The organism is Clostridium caldaquaticum, from assembly GCF_023806125.1.
Classification (GTDB): domain Bacteria; phylum Bacillota; class Clostridia; order Clostridiales; family Clostridiaceae; genus Clostridium_AT; species Clostridium_AT caldaquaticum.
Window position 1 is genome coordinate 149,020 of sequence record NZ_JAMSKT010000002.1, and the last position, 24,481, is coordinate 173,500.

Genomic DNA, 24,481 nt, shown 5'->3' on the forward strand with positions numbered 1-24,481 from the left:
ATAAAAAATAATAAATGCTTTATATATTAATGATAAAGTTCTGCAGTTAATGTATAATTACAAAACTAGATACACTAAATACTTTAATTTTTTTGCAGAATTATATTGAAAATATGGGGGGATTAGAATGAACTTTTCATACTTTATAAATAGTAATTTAAAGGACAAATCAGAAAAGATATTTGAAGGTATCGCCAGAGGAAGAAAAAAGGCATTGGATAATTGGTTTAAAGATACGTGGCTTGCTTTAGAACTTATAAGAGATTCTCTTTTAGCTTATTTTGATGAAAATGAGATTAATTATAAGGAATTAATAAAATTACTGGAAGAAAAAAGAGGACAATTCCAAGATTTTTCTGAACTGTTTATTATTAATCAGGACGGAATAGTAAATGTTTCTACTTCTGAATTAAATATTAATAAAAACATGAGTCATTTACCAAATTACGTTAAAGGTATGGAGCTTAAACCTTTAATGTATGGACCATATTGTGATCCAGATACAGAGAGGATTGGAAATTTTAATTCTAAATTTTCAGATGAAGTTACATTAATGTTTTCATTACCCTATTTTAACAAGAAAACTGGGAGAAAAGCTGTTTTATGTGGAAGAATTCCTAACGATGTTATGAGTGATGTTATACAGGATGAAGATACTCATGTATATAAGGATTCTGGAGATAATTATCTTTTTATGATTAAATCCAATAGAGGAATAGCTCCTGGTACAGCTATTTCAAGAAGTCGTTTTGAAGATGATACTTTTACTTTGGGAGATAATTTAAAACAGGGAGTGAAGACTAAAAGTTTCGGAGTTATAAAAATTACAAAGCATACTGAATTTGAAATTGTATTTACTGACCCTGCTACCGGTTATCTTCATATAGGTGTAAATAATACAATAAAAAATGGTGAAAATTTGGATACATGGCCGGGATATCCTGATTATAGGCACATACTTGTAGGCGGAAAAGGCGTTGTAATTCAGCCGCCGTATTGCGAAGAAACCTGGGGTATGATGTGTGAAGGCGACATTGATGAAATATATAATTTCAGAAGTTTAAGTTTAAAAATGACTATGATTTTAGGTTTAACTAATGCAGCTTTAATGTTTTCAAGCTTTTTGTTTTCAAAATTTAGTAATTCTTTTGAGCTTTTAAGATTATTTTTAACGTGGCTTATGATTACTAGTGCGGCTGTATATATAATTAAAAGACTTATAATAAATCCATTAAATAGTACGATTTCAATACTTCAAGAATTAGCAGAAGGAGAAGGAGATCTTACACTTCGTGTAAAAAAGAGTTCTAATGATGAGATTGGAGAGCTGGCAAGATGGTTTAACAAGTTTATAAGTAATCAAATGAACATGATTAAACGTATTGGAAGAGCTTCAGAGGATTCTAAAAGTTCGGCTCACTCTTTATCTGGTCTTGCAGAAAGCGTACAAAGCAGCTCAGGAACAATAGAAAGTTCTATTACAGAATTTGTATCCGCAGCACAAACACAGAATAAAATTTTTCAGCAAACGCAGCAAAAATTAAGTTTTATATCATCTGCAATTAATGATATGGAGAATTTGATTACAAATGTTAGCAACAATATAAAAAATACAAATGAATTTGCTTCTTTTAATTCTGAAGTTTCTAAAGAGGTTTTAAGAAAGATGAGTGAACTAGAAGAAGAAATGAAAAATACATTAGATAGTATAACAGTATTGCAGAAGTATTCAAAGGAGATTAGTTCAGTTACAAATGTAATAAGCAATATAAGTAAGCAGACACATTTGTTATCTTTAAATGCTTCCATTGAATCTGCTCGTGCTGGGGAAGCAGGCAAAGGGTTTGCTGTGGTTGCACAGGAAATAGCAAAGCTTGCGATAGGTTCAACAGAAGCAGCAGTTTCTATAGCAAAGCTAATTTCTTCAGTACAAACTGAAACTGAAAATACAATAGCAAAGGTGCGTAATATAGGAACAAAAATAGATAGTGAAAGTAAAATATTAACAGAATCAATAAATACATTTAACAAAATCCAAAAAGATGTTAATTATGTGGCTGAGGATATTCAATCTATTACAAATTTGATTCAGCTTCAATCTAAGGAAATTGAACAGATTACATCAAGTATAAGAGAAGCAGCAGTAGAAATTGATAAAGATACACTAAAAAATGCTAATAAAAGTGAAACTGTTCTTGAAATGGTGGGTCTTATTTTAAAACAAACTGCTCAGTTTGAACAAGCCTCTAAGATTCTTTCTCATTCTTCAGAGAATCTGAGTGATGTTGTAAGAGCATTCAAGTTAATGTAATTATAATAAGTGAATTTAAGTATTGTGAAAAAATATATAAGGAGAAAAAATATTATTAATACAATACTTAGCAGATTAGTTCATAGTGAATAATCTGCTTTTATTTGTTATAATGGTAAAAAAGTACGTAAGGGGTGAATTGTATGAACTTAAGAGGAAAGGCTGCACTTGTTACCGGATCTTCAGGAGGAATAGGAAAGAGCATAGCTTTGGAGCTTGCTAAAGCTGGTGCAGCAGTAGCTGTAAATTACAATAAAAATGAGCAGGGAGCTTTGGAAACTTTGAGACTTATTAAAGATAACGGAGGATATGGAATTATTATAAAGGGTGATGTAAGCAGGTATAACGAAGCGAGAGATATTATTTGTGAAATTGTAAAAAGATTTGGAAGTATAGATATATTAGTTAATAATGCAGGAATATCAAAAGTAGGGCTATTTATGGATATGAGTGAAGAAGAATGGAGTAGTCTGATAGATACAAATTTAAAGGGAGTTATAAACTGCTCACATTGTGCTGTTAAATATATGATTGCTAAAAAGCACGGCAGTATAATAAATATTTCTTCAATCTGGGGAAATGCTGGGGCTTCCTGCGAAGTAATTTACTCAGCAACAAAAGGAGCCGTTAACAGCTTTACAAAAGCACTGGCAAAGGAACTGGCTGCTTCTAATGTCAGAGTAAATGCTATAGCTCCGGGAGTTATAGATACTGAGATGAATAACCATCTTTCAAATGAAGAGAAGGAAAGTCTGAAATTAGAAATACCTATGATGAAGTTCGGCTCTGGTGAGGATATAGGGAGGCTTGCTGTTTTTTTAGCAAGCGATGCGTCTAAATATATAACGGGGCAGGTTATTACTGTAGACGGCGGGATGATATAATTATACACATAATATATTGACTTAAAGTGCACTTAAAGGTGTAATATTTAATTATCACATAGTTAATACAAGAAAATTTATTTAAATTGAATTTATATACAAAAATATTATACTGACAACTTAATTTTCATAATGTTTACAAGTAGGAGGAATAATTTTGGAAGAATTTATTACAATTAAAGAAGCAGCTAGCATAGTAAATCTGCCTACACATACGGTTCGTTATTATGAACAAGAAGGATTATTGCATCCTATAAAGAGAGATGGAAATGGAAACAGATTATTTACTGCAGATGATATTGAATGGCTGAAGTTTATATGCTGTTTACGGGAAACAGGTATGTCTATATCTGAAATGAAAAAATTTGTCGCTTTTTACTCAAGTGGTGATCCTTCAATGGAGAAACGTATGAAAATATTATGTGATCATAAAGAAGCACTACTGAAAAAAATAAAGGAAATGAATAGTCTTCTTGATAAAATTAACAATAAAATACAATGGTATGATATGCAAAGAAAAAAATATTTAAATAAATAATCATTTTTATTTTTGGGGGTAAGAGAGATGTTATACAGGAAATTTGGAAAAACTAATGAAATGGTTTCAATTTTAGGATTTGGATGTATGAGACTTCCGATTATTGAAGGAGATGTATCTAAAATTGATGAAGAAAAAGCTAAAAATTTAATAAGAAAGGCTATTGATGAAGGAGTTAATTACATAGATACTGCATTCCCTTATCATGGAACAGGAATGGAGCGAGGTGGTGAAAGTGAACCTTTTATTGGACGAGTTCTAAAAGATGGTTATAGAGAAAAGGTTAAGCTTGCTACAAAACTTCCTAGCTGGTTAATTAATACAAGAGAAGATATGGATAAATATTTAAATTTACAACTTGAAAGATTAGATACAGATCATATTGACTTTTATTTAGTTCATGCATTAGAAAAGAAAACTTGGGACAAACTTAAAAAATTAGGTATAGATGATTTTTTAGATTGTGCAATAAAAGATGGAAGAATAAAATATGCAGGATTTTCTTTTCATGACAAATTAGAGGTTTTTAAAGAAATCGTTGATTATTATGATTGGTCATTTTGTCTGATTCAATATAATTATTTAGATGAATATAATCAGGCAGGTATTGAAGGTTTACGATATGCTGCAGGAAAAGGTCTTGGGGTTGTAGTAATGGAACCGCTTAGAGGTGGAAGACTAGTAAATTCAATTCCTGATGAAGCACAAAAAATATTTAAAAAAGCAAATCCTGATAGAACTTTTGTTGAATGGGCATTGAAATGGATCTACAATCATCCGGAAGTTTCTGTAGTTTTAAGTGGTATGAATGATCCTCTTCAAGTAGAAGAAAATATAAAAATAGCTTCAACTTCTGAGCCTAATTCTTTATCAGAAGAAGAACTTGATGTTATGAATAAAGTGAAAGAAATATTTAAATCAAAAATCAAAGTAAATTGTACAGCGTGTGAATATTGTATGCCATGTCCAGTTGGTATAAATATTCCAAGGAATTTTACTTATTATAATGAATATCATATGTTTGTAAATAAAGAAAACGAACAACAGCTTAAGGCAAGATATTTTTCTTTAAAAGAAGAGCAAAGATCAAATAAATGTGTAAAATGCGGCAAATGTGAAACACATTGTCCTCAAGGAATCGCAATCAGGGAAGAATTAGAAAAGGTTACAGCAACTTTTCTATAAAAATTTATTAAATTTTAATAGGAAAAAGTACAAATTAATTATACACAAACATAAAATGATATATAAAACTTAATTATTTTTTGGAGGAGTTTTATGCATATACCAGATAATTATTTAAGTCCATCAACTTGTGCTGTTTTTGGAGCCGTTATGCTTCCAATATGGAAAAGAGCAAGTCTAAAAATAAAAAAAGAAATAACAAGACAAAAAATGCCTCTTCTTGGGGTTATAGCGGCTTTTTCTTTTTTAATAATGATGTTTAATATTCCTCTTCCAGGTGGAACTACAGGACATGCAGTTGGAGGAGCTTTAGCTGCTATTTTGCTTGGACCTTATGCAGCTGTTTTTGCAGTTACAATTGCTCTTTTAATTCAGGCATTGTTTTTTGGAGATGGGGGAATTTTAGCATTAGGAGTTAATTGTTTTAATATGGCTTTTGTAATGCCATTCACTGCATTTTATTTTTTTAAACTTACAAAAAAAATTATAAATAGTGGAAAATCAGATTATATTGGAGCTTTCCTAGGTGGTTATTTTGCTGTTAATATGGCTGCTTTATTTACTGCAATTGAGTTTGGAGTTCAGCCATTGCTTTTTAAAGACGCTTCAGGATTTCCGCTATATAGTCCGTATGACCTGACTGTATCTATTCCAGCTATGATGATACCTCACTTATTAGTAGTAGGATTATTAGAAGGAATAATTACTTTAGGAGCCTATAGTTACATTAAAAAAGCATTGCCAGATGTGATTTATAAAGGAGAGGCAGAAAAGTTAAAAGCTCTATATGTTATTATAGGAATTATTATTGCAGTTACCCCTTTAGGACTTTTAGCAAGCGGCACTGCTTGGGGTGAATGGGGTATTGATGAAATCAAAGAACTTTTGGGATTTGTTCCTAAGGGAATGGAAAATGGAGTTCAGTTTAATTCTCCATTACCTGATTATAGTTTTGGATATTTAAATGAATACTTGGGCTATATTTTATCAGCACTTATTGGAGCAGCATTAATCCTGATTATTTTTAAGTTTTTAGGAAAAATAAATTTAAAGAAATTTATAAAAGGAGATTAGATGATTCCACAATGGCTTTTTGAAAAAGATAATTACATTCCAAAGAAAGAAAAAAATACATATATTGAAAAAAGTATTTTTTCTTTAATTAAAATAATATCCATAATCAGACAAAATAAAAGTTCAGATAAATTAATTTATTTAATAAATCCAACGTTAAAGGTTATAAGTGTTTTAGTTATGATAATTTGTATATCTATTTCAAGAAGTTTTATTTATTTATTAATAATAGATATATATGTGTTGATTAATCTTTTATTGATGGAAAAGAAAATAAGAAAAATTATATTAATAAAAAGTTTTATATTTCCATTAATAACTTTAATAGCTTTAATACCATCTATATTTCATGGGAATATTTATAACAGTCTGCTACTTTTTCAAAAAATATTTATTACTATATTACTTGTGAATTTGTTATCTCATAATACCAAATGGAACGAAATTAATAAATCATTAAAGTTATTATTTGTACCAGATATGTTTATTTGGATTATGGACATAACCATAAGATATATTGTTTTATTAGGTGAATATTCTATAAATCTTTTTCATGCATTAAAACTCAGATCAATCGGAATAACTTCTAATAAATATAATTCTCTCACAGGGATTATGGGAAAGTTATTTATTAAATCTTATATAATGAGTGAAGAGATGTTTTATGCTATGGAATGCAGGTGTTTTTCAGGAGAATATTCTGCAAAGGTAAATTTAAAATTCAAAAAAGCAGATTTTGGATACTTATTTATTAATATATTTTTGTTAAGTTTATTTATATATTTTAATATTTAATAAAGATAATTTTTTTAATTGAATTTATTAGAATATAAAAAAGTGTAAATATAAGCATTAATAGCCATATATTTCTTAAAAAACAGGAGAATTCTTCATGATAAAATTAGAAAATATTACATTTACATACAAGAATAAAATAGCTCTTGATAATATTAATATATATATAGAAGAAGGAGAATCTGTAGCTATTATAGGACCAAATGGAAGTGGAAAATCAACTTTATTAAAATTATTGAATGGAATTATATTTTCTAAAAGTGGAAAATATATTTTTGATAATAACGAAATAACTGAACATAAATTAAGAGATAATAAGTTTTTGAAATTATTTCATAAAAGGTTAGGATTTGTATTTCAAAATTCTGATGCTCAGTTATTTTGTTCTACTGTATTTGAAGAAGTAGCATTTGGACTTATGCAGATGGGATTACCAGAAAATGAAATAAACAAAAGAGTAAGCGATTGTCTTAAACTTCTTAATATTGAGAAGTTAAAGGAGGAACATCCTTATAATTTAAGTGGAGGAGAAAAAAAAAGAGTTGCAATTGCCAGTGTTTTAGCTATGAATCCAGAAGTAATAACTTTAGACGAACCAATGAACGGAATAGATCCAAAAGGAAAGAAATTTTTAAAAAATTTACTGGTAGCACTTAACAAGAGCGGAAAGACTATAATTTGTGCAACCCATGATTTTGAATATATAGAAGGTGTTTTTAATAGAGCTATTGTTTTTTCAGAAGAACACAAAATCATTAAGGATGATAAGTATGAAAATATCATAAATGATTGCGAGTTTTTAAAAAAATATAACATTATATAATTTTTTATTATTTTAAAGTATTAATATAAGAGGGGATAATTCGTGATAACTAATGAAAAATATAATGAATTAATAAATTACTTAAAAAATTTAGGGAAAGTAGTAGTTGCTTTTTCAGGGGGAGTAGACAGTACTTTTTTGCTTAGAGCTGCAAAAGAAGCTCTTGGCGATAATGTAAAAGCAGTAACAATTTTATCCCCATATATTCCTAAATGGGAAGTAGAAGAAGCTGAAAAATTAGTTAAAGAATTGGGAGTGAATCATGAAATTATAAAATCTCCAATTATTGATTCAATTAGATATAATCCTGAAGATAGATGCTATCTTTGTAAGACTGCTGTATTTAAAATGATTTTAGAGACAGCTGAAAAACAAGGATATAATTATGTTGTTGATGGAACAAATTTTGATGACATAGGAGATTATAGACCAGGTCTAAAAGCTTTAAAAGAACTAAAAGTAAAAAGTCCGCTTTTAGAATGCAAATTAACTAAAGCAGAAATAAGAGCTTTTTCAAAACAGTTAGGCTTAAACACTTGGGACAAACCTCCATATGCTTGTCTTTTAACAAGAATACCTTATGGAAATGAACTTAAAGTTGAAGATTTTGAGAAGATAGAAAAGGCAGAAAAATACATGATGAGTGTAGGATTTAGGGCTGTCAGAGTAAGATGTCATGGAGATTTAGCAAGAGTTGAAGTAGACAGACAAGACAGAAAAAGATTATTTGATGAACAGCTTTTAGACAATATTTATCAAAAAATTAAAGAGTTTGGATTTAAATATGTAACACTTGATATGCAAGGTTATAGAGTAGGAAGTTTTAATGAAAGTATAATAAAAAATGGTTGACAAATGTATATAAAGCATAATTTTTAATTATGCTTTATATACATTTATAATTTTTTAAACATAGTGATATAATGAGTTAGAAGGATTCTATTGAAGTTATAGAGATTTTGGATTTGGTGAAAAATAGTGAAAAAAGCCCTTAATATAATATTATAAACTTTAATTTAATATATTTATTCTGGAGGTAAAGAATGCTTACTATTGGTTATATTGGAAACGGAAAGAGTGTTAATAGATACCATCTGCCATTTGTTCTTCAAAGAAAAAATATTAAGGTAAAAACCATTTATCAAAGACATCCTGAAAATGAAAGTTGGGATAGGATTGCAGGTGTAAATTATACTTCTGATTTGGCTGAACTATTAAATGACAGGGAAATTCAATTAATTGCAGTTTGTACAAGACATGACAGTCACTATGAATATGCTAAAATGGTATTAAATCATAATAAGCATTGTTTAGTTGAAAAACCATTTGTGGAGACATCTAAACAGGCAAGGGAATTATTTGAAATTGCAAAAGAAAGAGGATTGATTATTCAACCATATCAAAACAGGCGTTTTGATAGTGATTTTTTAACAGTACAGAAAGTTATTGAAGAAGGAAAACTGGGAGATTTAATAGAAGTAGAAATGCATTATGATTATTATCGTCCAGAAATACCAGAATCAATTACTAAATTTGAACCAGCGATGTCTTTTTTATATGGTCATGGCTGTCACACCCTTGACCAAGTTATCAGTTATTTTGGCAAACCAGATTATATTCATTATGATGTAAGACAATTATTGGGGTCAGGCAGAATGAATGATTATTTTGATTTAGATTTATACTACGGAATTTTAAAGGTATCTGTAAAATCCAGTTACTTTAGATTAAAAGAAAGACCAAGCTTTGCAGTTTACGGTAAAAAAGGATGTTTTATTAAGAAAACTAAGGATCGGCAGGAAGAACATTTAAAATTGTTCTACATGCCAGGAAATGATGGATTTGGAATTGATACTCTTAAACATTATGGTGTATTGACTTATATTGATGATGAAGGCGTAATTCATGAAGAAAAAGTGAAATCAGTTAAAGGTGATTATGGAAGAGTGTATGATGATTTATATGAAGTAATTTTAAAGGGTAAAGATAAGACAATTACTGATGAGCAGATATTATTACAGATGGAAATATTAGAAAAAGGGATAAAAGATTTAAAATAATAAGTAAATTCAAGTAACTAAAACTGCCTATATCTTATTTTTAAAAAAGATATAGGCAGTTTTGAGCAGCAAAATTAAAATTTTTCTTTTTTCACTTCAATAGGTGAAATTATGTGAATTGTTATAGTTGTCATAATTATTTATAATAAAAGTGTAATAAATATTTGAAAATTTATCAGAGCAGTTTGAAAATTATGAGAAGGATTTGTGAACAAGGAGGAACAAACATGAAGTTAGGTATTATTGGTGCAGGAATGATTGTAAAGGATTTTTTAACAATTACTCCATATTTAAAAGATTTACAATTAGCAGGAATTTGCGGAACTGAAAAAAGTAAAGCTTCAATGATTGAATTTAAGAATAAATATCAAATTAAAAATATTTATTATAATTATGATGAATTATTAAATAGTGAAGTAGATACAATTTATATAGCAGTACCTAACAACTTGCATTTTGAATTTGCAAAAAAGGCTTTAGAAGCAAATAAAAATGTTATTATTGAAAAACCAATTACATCAACATATAAAGAAGCTGTTATTTTAAGTGATTTAGCTAAAGAAAAACAATTATTTATATTTGAAGCAATCACAAATCAATATCTGCCTAATTATAAAAAAATTAAAGAATTACTTCCTTCTTTAGGAAATATAAAAATTGTTCAATGTAATTATTCACAATATTCCAGCAGATATGATAGTTTTAAAGCTGGCAATATTTTACCTGCTTTTGATCCTAAATTTTCAGGTGGTGCATTAATGGATTTAAATATTTATAATATCCATTATGTTGTGGGACTCTTTGGTAAACCTAAAAATGTAGAGTATTATCCCAATATTGAAAAAGGAATAGATACTTCAGGGATTTTATTATTAGACTATGGAACATTTAAATCTATTTGTATTGGTGCAAAAGATTGTAAAGCACCTATAGCAAATAATATACAAGGAGATAAGGGGTGCATTTATCAAAATACTCCAACTAATGTATGTTCAAATTTTGAACTAATAATGAATGATGGTACAAGTTTTAATATAAATGAAAATAATTATGAACACCGTATGATTAATGAGTTTATTGAATTTAATGATATGATAAAAAATAATAATTTAAATAAATGTTATGAAATGTTAGAGCATAGTTTAATAGTTAGTGAAGTTCAAACAATTGCAAGATATAAAGGTGGAATTAAATTTCCAGCAGATGTTGACATAGAATTATAATTTTAAATTATGGTTTTTATGTCTAAAATAAAATATATTATAATATTTAAAAAGATAAATCCTACACAAATTTAAAATTATTTATAATGGTAGTATGCTATTTTAGAGGGTACTTTTATATTAATATTTTTTTCTAACAGGGAAATTATGTAGAAAAGTTACATCTTATTCCACTCTTGAATAATATAAATATTAAGGAAAGATATATTTTTATATATAGATATTTATATTATACAAATTAAGAAGAAGGAGTTGTATGAGAGTGGGACATAGACGAAAGCCAGCATTAATAACAGATGTCAAAGTTGAAAATCCAGGGCTTAACCTCACTTATCCTAAAGTAAGCGGCCTAAAGCATAAAAGTGCAGAATCAGGTATAAATAGATACATTAAAAAAGAAGTTCATCGACTGCTTAAGGAAGAAGGATATGGAACAGAAAAAGAGAAAAAATTTAATGGAGGATATACTGTTAAGCTTAATAAAAGAGGCACATTAAGTATAATTATTGAAATTTTTTCCTATGTTAAGGGTGGAGAAAAAGGAACAACTATAAGAAAAACTATTAATGTTAGTTTAAAGGATGCAAGGGTTTATTATCTTCATGATTTATTTAGCAGAAGAATAAGAAAATCTAAATATATAGGTGTACTTAATGAAATTATAAAATCCCAAATAAAATCAAGAGAAATAAAAACTACTGAAGAATTTAATACTATTTCTATAAATCAAGATTATTATCTTACAGAACACTCTCTTGTTATTTATTTTCAAATGTTTGAATTTACTCCTTTTGAGTATGGTTTTCCGGAGTTTGAAATAGATTTTCAAGATATTGCGGATATAATTAATAGTAAAGGTCCTATAGGAAGACTTTTAAAGGATAAAGAAAACAGTAATGAAACAGCAGACGAATAAAGGTCTGCTGTTTCATTTTACAGTTTTGAATCATCTATACTATGAAGATATCTTTTAATATGTTCTATTACAGATTGGATACATTCATCTTCAAAAGGAGAGATAAGATTTGCTAATTTAACAAGGTTTAAAAATGAGAGGCTTCCTCCTGCTTTACAAAGTCTTAAATAATCAGACCAAGCTGCTTCTCTGTTTTCATTTGCTTTTTTCCAAAATTGGAATGCACAAATCTGAGCTAAAGTATAATCTATATAGTAAAAAGGGTTTCCAAAAATATGACTTTGCTGATGCCAAAAGCCGCCATTTTCTAAGTAAGTATTTTCTTCATAATCTCTATGAGGAAGATACTTTTTTTCTATTTTTCTCCAAGCCTTTTTTCTTTCTTCAATAGTTGCTTCAGGGTTTTCATAAACAAAATGCTGAAATTCGTCAACTGTTACTCCGTAAGGAATAAACAATAAAGCTTCGCTTAAATGAGAAAATGTATATTTAGGAGTATCTTCCTTAAAAAATAAATCCATCCAAGGATAAGTGAAAAATTCCATGCTCATAGAATGAATTTCACAAGCTTCATAGGTTGGGAAGTTATACTCAGGAATTTCATAGTTTCGGCTGCTGTATACCTGAAAAGCATGACCTGCTTCGTGAGTAAGCACATCTACATCATCTGAAGTTCCATTAAAGTTAGAGAATATAAATGGGGCCTTGTATTTACTGATAAAGGTGCAGTAGCCTCCTCCAGCCTTTCCTTTTTTGCTTACTAAGTCCATCAGTTCATTTTCTGTCATAAAGTTAAAGAATTCCTTTGTTTCAGGAGACAGCTCATTATACATTTTCTTTCCACAGTTTAATATGAATTGTGGATCTCCCTTAGGTTTAGCATTTCCGCTTTTAAAACTAAATTTTTCATCGTAATATTTTAATCTGTCTAAGCCTAAACGTACTCTTTGTCTTTCTCTAAGTTCAGTAGCTATAGGAACTATATATTGATGAACTTGTTTTCTAAAATTAGAAACCATATCTGCATTGTAGTCTGCCCTAAGCATACGGGCATAACCTAATTCTACAAAGTTTTTATAACCAAGCTTTTTAGCAATCTTAGTTCTAACTTTAACTAAACTATCATAAATTTTATCAAATTCAGCTTCATGCTCACTCATAAAAGCAGTCTTAGCTTCATTTGCCTTTTTCCTCACAGTTCTATCTACAGATTGAGTAAAAGGTGTAAGTTGGGAAAGGGTTCTTTCTTCACCCTCAAACATTATTTTAGCTGAAGCAATAAGTTTTGTATATTCGCTAGACAGCTTGTTTTCAATCTGTAAATCCTCAATTATTTCTTCTTTAAATGTCTTTAAGGTTAATTTTGCAATATTAAATAACTGTTTACCGCATTTTTTTTCAAGTTCTGCTTTGTATTTTGAATTTATAAGTGAAGTATAATACTTTGAAATTAATCCCTGATAAATAGGCATCGTTTCATCAAAAAAATTTTGTTCTTCTTCATAATATTTATCAGTAGTATCAATTGTATGTCTAATTTCTACAATCTGAGCCATTGACTCAAATTCGCTTCTTAACTTATTTATTTCACCCAAAACTTTGTTTTGGTATTCAAAGCTTACAGCAGAGTCAAATTTGTTTAAAAGCTCATTGAATTCTGCTTCAATTTTCTTTATATCAGGCCTTAAATACTTAAACTCACTAAACTTCATTTTTATACCTTCCTTTTTATAATATTAAAAATATATTACAATTATATGTTTATGAGGATAATTTTACAAGGTATGCTTTATAATTAGCATATTTTTATATACTGAATCTTATATTATAAATATATATAGAAAAAATCGAGGAGGGAAAATCTATGCCTGATTTATTTACAGTAGATAATAAAAAAAATATCTTTGCATTTATAATAAATATTATTATTACAGAGGGGTGTGGAGTTTTAAGCTGGTATCTTGGAATGTCTAATCCAGAAACTTATGCTGGTTTAATTAAGCCAAGCCTTATGCCGCATTCTTTGGTGTTTTATATAGTATGGCCGATTCTTTATTTTCTAATTGCTATTGCAGCTTATAGAATCTGGCTTAAAGGAAAAGGAAAGGTAAAAATATGCAAGGCAAAAATACTTTATATAGTTCAGCTTATATTAAATTTTTTATGGACAATAATATTTTTTAGATTCAGGCTTATAGGGCTTGCTTTTATTGAGCTTATGTTGATGCTAATATTTATATTGCTTACTACTTTTGAGTTTTTTAGATTAGATAAAACTTCTGGAATTTTAATGATACCTTATATACTTTGGGTATCCTTTGCGGGAGTATTAAACTTTACCTATTGGATGCTGAATAATATGTAAACTTTAGAAATAATTTTGTAATATTATGGAATTTATAAGTAAAACCCTACGATTTTAACATCATAGGGTTTTAATAATTACTTTAATTCGTTCATCATAGTATTAGCATCATCTTTAACTTTTTGAACATCAGCATCGGCGGCATCTTTAGTTGTATACCAGCCCTTTTGTCTCATAGCATCAAAAACCTTATATTGAGTATCTTGAGCATTTTTAAAGTTTGTAACTAATGTATTTCTTAAATTAGGGCAGGATGTTTCTGTTATACCAACGCTGTAAGCAGATATAACCTGTTTTTCTGTAGCAAGCAAATCATGCATTAAATCTTTTTCAGATAATTTAGTAATCATAATGTATCCCTCCGAAAATTTATTGATGAGAATCTAAATAAGTTTTTAAGCTGTCAAAATTCTGTTTATGAGTCTGGCTAGCTTGAGTGCATAAATTTTTTAAATTCTGATCAGTACACATTCCAGCATATTCATTATACTTTTTAGTAAGTAACGCTTCATAATTTATTTGATCTTGTATAACTTTTAGGTTATTACTTTCTAATTGTGGTTTTTGAGTAGCTTGTGTATTAGCCATGATTGTTTCCCTCCTCGAAATCTTTTACAAGATTATTATTTACAAATATGATTTTAATATAAGTGGTAATTATTAAGTTTAAAGTTTTATATCGTTAGCATTGGAATGTTAAGTATCTATATTGATTATTAACTTTGTTGGAAAATATTTTAATAATAAAAATGAATTTATTGTATTAATTTCAAGAAAATTATTGTATTATTTTATTAATACTACAATAAAAAGTTAATAGTTTTATGAAACTATTTGTTTTTTTAATAAGTGCATACAAAAGTAAGGGTGGTAAGAAGGTAAATGAAAAAATATTTTTTTGTAGTTACTTTAATTATAATTATTGTATTTTCATATATTAAAGTGATACCATTAGTAAGAGATAAATTTTCAGTATACAAAGATGAGGTTTCCTATGTGTCAATGGTAGACAATAAATATTTTTATTTTTACCAGTTTGGTGAGTGGAAAAAGGAATTTATAAAAGGAGTAAATATAGGAGCAGGTAAGCCAGGCTCTTTTCCAGGAGAGCTTTCTATAACTAAAGAGGAATATTTAAGGTGGCTTAAGTACATTGGAAAAATGAATGCCAATACTATAAGGGTTTATACTATCTTAAAACCCGCCTTTTATGAAGCTCTCTATGAATACAACAGAAATAATGCAGAGCCTATTTATGTAATGCATGGAGTGTGGGTAAACGAGGAAGATATTTCAAGCCTTGAGGATGCTTATAATTCGAAAATAACAGAAAGATTTAAGCAAGATATTAAAAGTATTATAGATATTATTCATGGAAATGCTGTAATTTCAGAAGAAAAAGGTCATGCAAGCGGTATTTATACAAAAGATGTATCTCAATACGTATCAGCATGGATATTAGGTATTGAGTGGGATCCTGATTTTGTACTTGAAACAAATAAAAAAAATGCCGATAAAACTAATTTTAATGGTCAATATCTTTTTACAAAAGAGGCTTCTCCTTTTGAAGCCTGGCTTGCTATGATAGGAGATTATGCAATTAGTTACGAAACAGAAAAATATAAAATGCAAAGACCTTTAAGCTTTACCAATTGGGTTACTACAGATATGTTAAGTCATCCAAACGAACCTTTAAAAGATGAGGACAAGGCAGTAGTAAATACAGAACATATTAAAAGGAATGAAAGTTTTAAACCAGGATTATTTGCTTCTTATCATATTTATCCATATTATCCTGATTTTATGAATTATGATAAAAAATATATCAATTTTAAAGACGAAGATGGAAGGATAAATACATACAGAGCCTATCTTAAGGATTTAATAAAGGAACACAGCGTACCTGTATTGGTTGCTGAATTTGGTGTTCCAGCTTCAAGGGGAAAGGCACATGAAAATATTCATATGGGTTTTAACCAAGGAAATATAGATGAGAAGTCTCAAGGTGAAATGAATGTTTTTATGCTGAATAATATTTTTCAAGAAGGCTATGCAGGAGGTTTAGTATTTACCTGGCAGGATGAATGGTTTAAAAGAACATGGAATACTATGGACTTTGATATTGCAGACAGGAGACCATATTGGTCTAATCCTCAGACAAATGAGCAGGAATTTGGTATATTAGCTTTTGATCCTGGTGAAAATGAGAGCATATGCTATGTAGACGGAGATATAGAGGATTGGAAGAAGGATACTCCTTTAGTGGTTGCAGAAAACAGCAGTTTATATGTAAAGTGTGATGAAAAATATGTGTATTTTATGATAAATTTAAAGGGTTATGATTTTAATAAAGACAAAATAATTATACCTATAGATTTATTAAATAATCAAGGAAACATGGAAGCAAAAGATTTAAAATTAAATTTTAATAGAGCAGTAGATTTTTTAATAACTTTAGATGGAAAAGATAATTCCAGAATACTTGTAGACAGTTATTACGATTCTTTTTATTATACATATTCAAGATTAAAAATGCTGCCTGTTAATAGTGATTACGAAAAGAAAAATAGCGGATTTTTTAATTCAATGTATTTGTGTTTAAACAGGGAGCTGTATCTTCCGGAAGATAAAATAACTCTGCCTTTATCAAAATACGAAACAGGTAAGTTAGTATTTGGTGATGGTAATCCTTCACACAAGGAGTATAACTCTTTAACAGATTATAGTGTAAAAGGAGAAAATATTGAGATAAGAATTCCTTGGCAGCTGTTAAATATCATGGATCCTTCAACGAAAATGGCTATGGACGATTTATATAAAGATGGTATAATGCCTATTAAAATTGATGGGATATACTCAGGAGTTATTGTTCAAAGGGATGGAAAAAACATTATTGAAAGTACTATGAATTTTTATTCCTGGAAAGAATGGGAGCAGCCAAAGTACCATGAGAGATTAAAACCTTCATATTATATTTTGAAAGAAGCATTTAAAAAATTGAGGTGAATATGCATGAATGAGGAAAATAAAAAAGTATGTAAAAGAAGCTTAGTGATATATTCAAGACACCTTGAGGATATAAGAGAAGTACTTCAGGAATTAGAGAGAGAAAATATAGATATTACTGTAGAAAGTTGTGAAAGGGGCATAATAGATTTAGATAAATGTATTTTAGATACCTTAATAGAAAATAAACCTAGTATAGTGCTTATTGATAATGACAAAACCAATAACGGTCTTTTACTTTATAGAATGATTAAAGACAAACAAAATCTTAAAAACATACCTGTAATATTTGTGGGATTGGATGATAAAGAGTCAAAACTATATGCTTTAAAGCTTGGAGCTTTAGATTACATTGCAAAACCAATTATAAAGGAAGAGGCAGTTATAAAGATAAAAAACTTTATTGAATTAGGTAACAAATATATAAATCATCATAATAACCGCAGCTGTAAATTTTGTAATACTGAAGATTCTGCAAAAATTAATACAGAAACCTGTATTTTAATAATAAATGAAGATAATATTATATTGGAAATATTGAGTATGAGATATAGAAATAAAGGGTTTAAGGTATTTACGGCTGAAGATGCAGAAACTGCTGAGAAAATTATAAAAGAGAATAGTATAGATTTATTAATAACAGATTATGTAATCTCAGGTGCAACAGGTATAGAATTTATAAAAAAGGTGAAAAGACTTAATGAAAAATTAAAAATAATGGTTTTATCTTCTCAAAAAAATGAACAGATTATTGAACGTGCACTTAATTCTGGAGCAGACGACTATGTTATAAAACCTTTTTCTCCTGTAGAGTTGGATTCTAGAATTAAAAGATTATTAGAATAGCGGTGATATTATGGAGGGTTATGTTTACTATTCAATAGTACTTTTTTCATTTTTTATTTTTTTGCTGTATGTTTATTTATTTTATGAAAAAATATTGGATTTATATTCTTTAAGAAAGAAACACTTTTATGAAAAAGAGGTTATACCATTTATAGATAATTTATTTTTAACTCTTGAAACTAGATATGTAAATAAAAAACAGATGCAAAAGCTCAGAAAAATGGTGAAAAATAAAACTAAGAGAAATATTATAATTGAAAGAATTATACATTATAACGAAATTTATTCTGGAACTATTAGAGAAAGGTTAACAATGCTTTGCGAAAATTCTGGATTGGTATATTACGAAACAAAAAAGCTAAAAAGCAGGGATCACTTTAAAACTGCCTTAGCTTGCAAGAATCTAGGAGAATTCAGGAGCGAAAGAGCAATTCCAAGCTTATTAAAAGTGTTTAAAAGGTCTTCTTTAGATATTAAGTATCATAGTTTGATGGCACTTGCTAAAATAGGGAATTTAGAGGCTTTTACACAAGCATTTAATTTACTGGATAATAAATATTTTTTTAGCGAAAGAAGTCTTACAGAAATTATAGACAGTTATGAAGGAGACAAGCTAAAATTATACAAAGCTATGATTCAGTCTGAAAATATATTTGTTTCTACAGTATTTATAAACTCGGCAGGTAATTATATGGATATAGAATTGAATAATATTATTTTAAAATATATAGATGATAATGATAAAGAGAGAAGAATAGCTGCTATAAAAGCCATAGGTAAAAACGGAGATATTAGGTATATTGATGAAATTATTAAAATGCTTTACGACAAGGAATGGGAAGTTAGAGCTGCTGCTGCAAAGAGTCTGGGCAGATTTGAGGATGAAAGGGCATTATATCCTTTGATTAAAGTTCTTTCAGATTCGGTTTGGTGGGTCAGGTATAATGCTGCTAATTCATTAATAAAAATAAAGAATGGTATTGATGAGCTTGAAATTATTTTGTCTGGAGAAGATAGATTTGCAAAGGATATTATTATTTCGGCTTTAGAAGATAGCGGAGTTATACAGGATATATATCTATACGAACAATCAAAAGATGAAAGCAGAAAAAGGCTTTCTGAGTTAATAAAAAAATATATTGAAAGTAAAGAAACTTATAGGTGATATTATGGATTGGCTTCTGATTAAGAGAATTATACTTTACTTTAACAATTTTGTATTATATTATGTACTTTGTATAAATTTTATTTATTTTCTTCAGCTGATACTATCAGCTTTCAGTTTATCTGATTATATAAGGAAAATACTTTATTCCGATTTCAAGAAATATGTTGCTTCGGATAATATGATACTTATTTCTGTTTTAGTGCCTGCTTTTAATGAAGAGGAGACTATCGTAGAAAATATCAAGTCGTTACTTTCACTTAATTATCCTACTTTTGAAATAGTAGTGGTAAATGATGGTTCTAAGGATGAAACTTTAAATAAGGTTTTGAAATCATTTAATTTAAAGCTTGTAAATCAGCCTATTAGAAGTATTATTAAAACAAAAAAGGTACGAGGTATTTACAAAAGTTTAGATATTCCTAATTTAGTTGTGATTGACAAAGAGAATGGGGGCAAAGCGGATGCTTTAAATGTAGGAATAAATGTATCCAGGTATCCTATATTTGCAGCTATAGATGCAGACTCAATATTAGAAAATGATTCCCTTGTTAGGGTAATTATGCCTTTTATTGAGAATAGGAAAACTATAGCAGTAGGTGGAATAGTAAGAATAGCTAATGGAAGTAGTGTTAAAGGCGGGATGATTAAAAATGTAGGACTTCCTAAAAACAATGTAGCTATGTTTCAAATAGTAGAATATTTAAGAGCATTTTTAACAGGTAGAATGGGATGGGATTCTATGGGTTCATTACTTATAATATCTGGAGCTTTTGGTGCATTTAAAAAATCTAATGTTATAGAAGTTGGAGGATATACTGCTAATACTATAGGGGAGGATATGGAACTGGTAGTAAAGCTACATGAGTATATGAGAAAGAATAAAAGGGAATATAATATAAAGTTTATTCCAGACCCTGTCTGCTGGACTCAGGCTCCAGAAAGGCTTAAGGATTTAAGAAGCCAAAGAAGAAGATGGCAGATTGGTTTAATGGACAGTCTTTTAAGACATAAAAAAATACTGTTTAATCCTAAATATGGTTCTATAGGACTTATAGCTGCACCTTATTTTTGGTTATTTGAAATGTTTGGGCCAGTTATTGAAATACTAGGATATATTTTAATACCATTATCTTATATTGTAGGTATTTTGAATGTAAGATTTTTTATCTTATTTTTAGCTGCTTCAATATTATACGGGGTTATTTTATCTATTGGTGCAATACTTCTTGAAGAATATACTTTTAATAAATATCCAACTTTACGTCAGCTATTTAAGCTTACTTTTTACGGAATAATTGAAAACTTTGGATATAGACAGCTTACTGTATTGTATAGGATAGAGGGAATCATCAGGTTTCAAAGACTTAAGCATAGCTGGGGAAAATTTAAAAGGCAGAACTTTAATAAAAAGATTAGTAAATAGTAAAAATATTTTTAAATATTTGTTGACACTAATATCCTTTTGCTGTATCATAATATTGTAAGCTATAAAAAGCTAATAACCGGTGTTGTATTTTAAAATTGAATTTGAACGTGCTAAACCAAGAGCCCATCTGGAAACAGATGGGCTTTTAGTATTAACTTAATATTTAAAGGCAAAAGTTTAATTTATACCATAAAAATACTGCGTCTAACGTTATTTAGCATTAGACACAGTATTTTTATTATCATTAAAACAAATCTGTAATAGCTTTAGTAGGACATTTAGATACACATACTTTACATTGTGTACACTTGCTAAAGTCTATTACTGGCAAATTATCTACCATGGTTATAGCATTTTCAGGACAGTTTTTAGCACAGATTGTGCAGCCGATACAGCCTGCTGAGCAGCTGTCTTTTACAGTTTTTCCTTTTTCTTTTGAGTTACATGCTATACGAACACTCTTTGAAGCAGGAACGAGTTCTATAACATTTTTTGGACAAATCTGTACGCAAGCATTGCAGCCAGTACAAGTATTTTGGTTAACAACAGCTATTCCATCTTTAATCTGAATACTGTCAAACTTACAAGCAGTAACGCAGCTGCCAAGACCAAGACAGCCAAAATCGCAGGCTTTAGAACCTCCTCCTGGAGCAACAACTGCCTGACGACAGTCCAAAACACCATAGTATTTATACTTTTCTTTTGCATTACTGCAGGTACCTTTACATTTCACAAAAGCAACCATTGGGTCAGCTGCATCTACAGATATACCTAAAACTGAACCAATCTTTTCAGCAGCTGCGGCACCACCAGGTGTACATAAATTAGCTGGAGCAGCACCATCAACTACAGCTTGAGCATAAGAATCGCAGCCTGCATAGCCGCAGCCTCCGCAGTTTGCACCAGGCAAGCATTCTCTTACCTTAGAAACTCTTTCATCTACTTGAACAGCAAATTTCTTTGAAGCATATCCGAGAAGAGCTCCAAAGGTGAGACCTAAGCCACCGAGACTTATAACAGGAAAAAGTATTTCATTTACTGCCATTTGGGCACCCCCTTAACGTATTAGGCCTTGGAAGCCTAGAAATGCTATTGACATAAGTCCAGCTGTAATAAGTGTTATTGGAAGTCCTTGCAGTGCAAGAGGCATTTTATCATTAGCTTCCATTCTTTCTCTAATACCGGCAAGAAGAACGATAGCAAGGAAATAACCTAAAGCTGCACTAATTCCATTTACCATGGATTCTAATAAATTATAGTTGGAAGTCATATTTAAAACTGCAACTGCCAGCACAGCACAGTTTGTTGTAATTAGAGGCAGGTATATACCTAAAGCTTTATAAAGCCCTGGAAAATTCTTTTTTATAACCATTTCAACAAATTGAACTAAAGCAGCAATAACAAGTATGAAGGCTATAGTATACAAATACTCAATATGAAGAGGAACTAATATTAATTTGTATACAATGAATGACATAAAAGAAGCCAGAGCCATAACAAAAGTTACTGCAAATCCCATTCCGGTAGCGGTCTCAACCTTTTTAGAAACTCCAAGGAAAGAGCATATACCGAGGAATCTGGACATTACAAAGTTGTTTATAAGTAAACCGCCCAGGAAAATAGCAAAAATTTTCATAGCTTATCCACCTTTCTTTTATAATATACTATTTGTCCATCTTAAAAGCTTGGCCGCAGGTTGCAGCATGAGCACAGTGGCTGCAGTCATAGTTTGCTAGTCTTGTATTTGCCTGTTTTGTTTTTGATATTTGCACTGCATTCATTATTGCCATTATTATTCCAAGAGCGAAGAAGGCGCCTGGAGCAAGTATCATGATTAATGCCGGCTTATAGGAGGCAGGAAGTACATGAAATCCAAATAGTGTTCCAGCACCAAGAACTTCTCTCACAGTTCCAAGAACCACTAAAGCCAAGGTAAAGCCAAGACCCATGCCTAATCCATCAAAAAGGGAAGCAAATACGTTATTTTTAGAAGCATACGCTTCAGCTCTTCCAAGTATTACGCAGTTAACAACTATAAGAGGGATAAATAGACCTAGTGCCTGATAAAGTGCTGGTACATAGCCTTTCATTAAGAACTCAAGAAGCGTAACAAAGCTTGCTATTACAACTATGAAAGCTGGGATACGGATTTTATCAGGAATAACCTTTCTAAGAGCTGATATAACTACATTAGCTCCAACAAGAACTGCAGTAGTTGCTAGACCCATACCTATGCCATTAGTAGCACTAGTTGTAACAGCTAGAGTAGGGCACATAGCTATAACCTGTACAAATATGGCATTTTCTTTAAATAGACCATTTTTTAATCTTTCTAAAATAACACCCATTATTTTGCAGCTCCTTTCAATTTAGTATTGTAGAAATTAACTGCTTCGTTAACTCCACTTGTAACAGCCTTTGAGGTTATTGTTGCTCCAGTGATAGCTTCTATTTGATTATCAGAAGAAGGGGTTTGTTTAACAACCTGAAGCACTTTATCTATAGGTTTATTTTTAAATTGATTAGAGAATTTTGGCTGTGGAGCATTAGCACCAAGTCCTGGAGTTTCAGAGTGAGAAAGAATTTTTATCCCTTTAATCTTTCCATCAGTTGAAATTCCAACCATCAATTGAATTGCTCCACCATAACCTTTTGGAGCTACTTTTATAGCATAGCCAGCTGTTTTTCCAGAAGCTATTCCTTCGTTAACTTCTTGAACTATTCCTTCTAAAGCTATGTCTTTAACTTTAAATTCTTCAGCTTCTGGAAGGATTTCCTTCATAGCTAAATTTTTTGTCATTTGCTCCTGCTTTGCAATAGGTTCCTTTGTTATTGAGTGAGCAGCACCTAAAAGAAGTCCTGCTATGGCTGTAATAATTAAAAGAATTCCACCTAGTTTTAAGTTTTCTTTCATTACTTAGCACCTCCAAACACGCGAGGAGTTGTAAATTTGTCTATTAGTGGTACAAATAAGTTCATAAATATTATTGAGTATGAAACACCTTCTGGGTAACCTCCATAAATTCTTATAACAGAAGTTAAAATACCGCAGCCTAAAGCAAAAATAATTTGTCCTTTTTTAGTCATTGGTGAAGTTGTATAGTCTGTTGCCATAAAGAAAGCTCCAAGCATAAGACCTCCGACGAAAAGCTCGTAAAAGGCGTTTCCAGACATAAAGCCATTTCTTCCTAATACTAAGGTTAATATGAAAACAGTTCCTATATAAACACCAGGAATATGCCAGCTTATAATTTTTTTATAAAGTAAGTAAGCCCCACCTAGAAGTAAAGCTAGTGCAGAAGTTTCACCTATACATCCTCCTATATTTCCTATAAATACGTTCCATAATGAAGGCAAAGCTCCATTTCCTTCTTTTAAAATACCTAGTGGAGTAGCAGAAGATACTCCGTCAACTGTCCAAGTAGTCATTTGTACTGGCCAAGAGGCAAGTAAGAAAGCTCTTGCCGCAAGAGCAGGGTTCATGATATTTTGTCCAATTCCACCAAAAAATTGTTTAACAATAATTACAGCAAAAACTCCACCAACTACTGGAAGCCACAGCGGGACAGCAACAGGTAAGTTAAATGCTAATAAAAGCCCAGTTACTGCAGCACTTAAATCTGAAATAGTTATTTTTTGATGAGTAAGTTTCTGCCATAGAGCCTCAGCCCCTACACAGGAACCAACAGACAAAATTATTATTAAAAGAGCTCGTACTTTAAAAAAGTATATACCTGCTAGAGTAGCTGGTAATAAAGCAATTAATACATCTCTCATCATAGTTTGTACAGTTGTATTTGAACGAATATGAGGAGAGGAAGACACTGTATACATTGTTTCAGCCATAGTTAAAACCTCCCT

Annotated in this window: 24 protein-coding genes; 16 read left to right on the top strand and 8 right to left on the bottom strand. The window is 29.9% G+C overall.

The window, feature by feature from the left end; translation table 11 throughout:
• The first annotated feature begins 127 nt into the window (after nucleotides 1-127).
• From M2651_RS02045 to M2651_RS02095, 11 genes are all read left to right on the top strand, one after another.
• Entirely contained in the window at nucleotides 128-2,311 is a 2,184-nt protein-coding gene (locus M2651_RS02045) for a methyl-accepting chemotaxis protein (protein ID WP_252130665.1), read from the top strand.
• A 143-nt stretch (nucleotides 2,312-2,454) separates the two neighbouring features.
• Nucleotides 2,455-3,195 (top strand): elongation factor P 5-aminopentanone reductase, encoded by a 741-nt coding sequence (ymfI, locus tag M2651_RS02050; protein WP_252130666.1) that lies wholly within the window; start codon nucleotides 2,455-2,457, stop codon nucleotides 3,193-3,195.
• A 157-nt stretch (nucleotides 3,196-3,352) separates the two neighbouring features.
• On the top strand, nucleotides 3,353-3,733 hold the full coding sequence (locus M2651_RS02055; RefSeq protein WP_252130667.1) for a MerR family transcriptional regulator: 381 nt from the start codon (nucleotides 3,353-3,355) through the stop codon (nucleotides 3,731-3,733).
• Between the two features lie 27 nt (nucleotides 3,734-3,760).
• Entirely contained in the window at nucleotides 3,761-4,918 is a 1,158-nt protein-coding gene (locus M2651_RS02060) for an aldo/keto reductase (protein ID WP_252130668.1), read from the top strand.
• 93 nt (nucleotides 4,919-5,011) lie between these two features.
• Nucleotides 5,012-5,992 (top strand): cobalt transporter CbiM, encoded by a 981-nt coding sequence (gene cbiM / locus M2651_RS02065; protein WP_252130669.1) that lies wholly within the window; start codon nucleotides 5,012-5,014, stop codon nucleotides 5,990-5,992.
• Nucleotides 5,993-6,787 (top strand): energy-coupling factor transporter transmembrane component T family protein, encoded by a 795-nt coding sequence (locus M2651_RS02070; RefSeq protein ID WP_252130670.1) that lies wholly within the window; start codon nucleotides 5,993-5,995, stop codon nucleotides 6,785-6,787.
• Nucleotides 6,788-6,884: 97 nt separating this feature from the next.
• Nucleotides 6,885-7,610 carry an energy-coupling factor ABC transporter ATP-binding protein gene (locus tag M2651_RS02075; protein ID WP_252130671.1) on the top strand — a complete coding sequence of 242 codons (726 nt, stop codon included), beginning with the start codon at nucleotides 6,885-6,887 and terminating at the stop codon, nucleotides 7,608-7,610.
• Between the two features lie 42 nt (nucleotides 7,611-7,652).
• Nucleotides 7,653-8,462, top strand: coding sequence for an ATP-dependent sacrificial sulfur transferase LarE (gene larE / locus M2651_RS02080; RefSeq protein WP_252130672.1), 810 nt, complete (start codon nucleotides 7,653-7,655; stop codon nucleotides 8,460-8,462).
• Between the two features lie 191 nt (nucleotides 8,463-8,653).
• The gene (locus M2651_RS02085) at nucleotides 8,654-9,670 is read left to right on the top strand and encodes an oxidoreductase (RefSeq protein ID WP_252130673.1); all 1,017 of its coding nucleotides are present in this window, start codon (nucleotides 8,654-8,656) and stop codon (nucleotides 9,668-9,670) included.
• A 227-nt stretch (nucleotides 9,671-9,897) separates the two neighbouring features.
• Nucleotides 9,898-10,893 carry a Gfo/Idh/MocA family protein gene (locus M2651_RS02090; RefSeq protein WP_252130674.1) on the top strand — a complete coding sequence of 332 codons (996 nt, stop codon included), beginning with the start codon at nucleotides 9,898-9,900 and terminating at the stop codon, nucleotides 10,891-10,893.
• 262 nt (nucleotides 10,894-11,155) lie between these two features.
• Nucleotides 11,156-11,809, top strand: a complete 654-nt coding sequence (locus M2651_RS02095) for a DUF3298 and DUF4163 domain-containing protein (protein WP_252130675.1) — start codon at nucleotides 11,156-11,158, stop codon at nucleotides 11,807-11,809.
• Between the two features lie 17 nt (nucleotides 11,810-11,826).
• Here the strand turns inward: M2651_RS02095 and M2651_RS02100 are convergent, their stop codons facing one another.
• Nucleotides 11,827-13,521, bottom strand: a complete 1,695-nt coding sequence (locus M2651_RS02100) for a M3 family oligoendopeptidase (protein WP_252130676.1) — start codon at nucleotides 13,519-13,521, stop codon at nucleotides 11,827-11,829.
• A gap of 152 nt (nucleotides 13,522-13,673) precedes the next feature.
• Between M2651_RS02100 and M2651_RS02105 the strand changes: the two genes are divergently transcribed.
• Complete coding sequence (locus M2651_RS02105) at nucleotides 13,674-14,174, top strand: TspO/MBR family protein (RefSeq protein WP_252130677.1); 501 nt, start codon at nucleotides 13,674-13,676, stop codon at nucleotides 14,172-14,174.
• Between the two features lie 77 nt (nucleotides 14,175-14,251).
• Here the strand turns inward: M2651_RS02105 and M2651_RS02110 are convergent, their stop codons facing one another.
• Together M2651_RS02110 and M2651_RS02115 are read right to left on the bottom strand one after the other, a co-directional pair.
• Entirely contained in the window at nucleotides 14,252-14,524 is a 273-nt protein-coding gene (locus M2651_RS02110) for a spore coat protein (protein ID WP_252130678.1), read from the bottom strand.
• Nucleotides 14,525-14,543: 19 nt separating this feature from the next.
• A complete protein-coding gene (locus tag M2651_RS02115) occupies nucleotides 14,544-14,762 on the bottom strand; it encodes a hypothetical protein (protein ID WP_252130679.1) in 219 nt (72 codons plus the stop codon).
• Between the two features lie 294 nt (nucleotides 14,763-15,056).
• Between M2651_RS02115 and M2651_RS02120 the strand changes: the two genes are divergently transcribed.
• Genes M2651_RS02120 through M2651_RS02135 form a run of 4 tightly spaced genes read left to right on the top strand, consistent with a single transcriptional unit; the run spans nucleotide 15,057 to nucleotide 20,617 of the window.
• Complete coding sequence (locus M2651_RS02120) at nucleotides 15,057-17,180, top strand: family 2 glycosyl transferase (protein ID WP_252130680.1); 2,124 nt, start codon at nucleotides 15,057-15,059, stop codon at nucleotides 17,178-17,180.
• A 6-nt stretch (nucleotides 17,181-17,186) separates the two neighbouring features.
• Nucleotides 17,187-18,026 carry a response regulator gene (locus tag M2651_RS02125; RefSeq protein ID WP_252130681.1) on the top strand — a complete coding sequence of 280 codons (840 nt, stop codon included), beginning with the start codon at nucleotides 17,187-17,189 and terminating at the stop codon, nucleotides 18,024-18,026.
• A gap of 10 nt (nucleotides 18,027-18,036) precedes the next feature.
• On the top strand, nucleotides 18,037-19,191 hold the full coding sequence (locus M2651_RS02130) for a HEAT repeat domain-containing protein (protein WP_252130682.1): 1,155 nt from the start codon (nucleotides 18,037-18,039) through the stop codon (nucleotides 19,189-19,191).
• 4 nt (nucleotides 19,192-19,195) lie between these two features.
• A complete protein-coding gene (locus M2651_RS02135; protein WP_252130683.1) occupies nucleotides 19,196-20,617 on the top strand; it encodes a glycosyltransferase family 2 protein in 1,422 nt (473 codons plus the stop codon).
• A 247-nt stretch (nucleotides 20,618-20,864) separates the two neighbouring features.
• On the opposite strand, the gene rnfB is transcribed toward M2651_RS02135, so the two are convergent.
• From rnfB to M2651_RS02160, 5 genes are read right to left on the bottom strand one after another with little or no spacing between them, the layout of a single operon-like run.
• Nucleotides 20,865-21,665 (bottom strand): RnfABCDGE type electron transport complex subunit B, encoded by an 801-nt coding sequence (gene rnfB / locus M2651_RS02140; RefSeq protein ID WP_252130684.1) that lies wholly within the window; start codon nucleotides 21,663-21,665, stop codon nucleotides 20,865-20,867.
• 12 nt (nucleotides 21,666-21,677) lie between these two features.
• Nucleotides 21,678-22,256 (bottom strand): electron transport complex subunit RsxA, encoded by a 579-nt coding sequence (rsxA, locus tag M2651_RS02145; protein WP_252130685.1) that lies wholly within the window; start codon nucleotides 22,254-22,256, stop codon nucleotides 21,678-21,680.
• 28 nt (nucleotides 22,257-22,284) lie between these two features.
• A complete protein-coding gene (gene rsxE, locus M2651_RS02150) occupies nucleotides 22,285-22,968 on the bottom strand; it encodes an electron transport complex subunit RsxE (RefSeq protein WP_252130686.1) in 684 nt (227 codons plus the stop codon).
• Nucleotides 22,968-23,534, bottom strand: coding sequence for an RnfABCDGE type electron transport complex subunit G (locus M2651_RS02155; RefSeq protein WP_252130687.1), 567 nt, complete (start codon nucleotides 23,532-23,534; stop codon nucleotides 22,968-22,970). The genes rsxE and M2651_RS02155 overlap by 1 nt, the downstream gene beginning before the upstream one ends.
• Complete coding sequence (locus M2651_RS02160) at nucleotides 23,534-24,466, bottom strand: RnfABCDGE type electron transport complex subunit D (protein ID WP_252130688.1); 933 nt, start codon at nucleotides 24,464-24,466, stop codon at nucleotides 23,534-23,536. Before M2651_RS02160 ends, M2651_RS02155 begins: the two co-directional genes overlap by 1 nt.
• Nucleotides 24,467-24,481 lie beyond the last annotated feature (15 nt).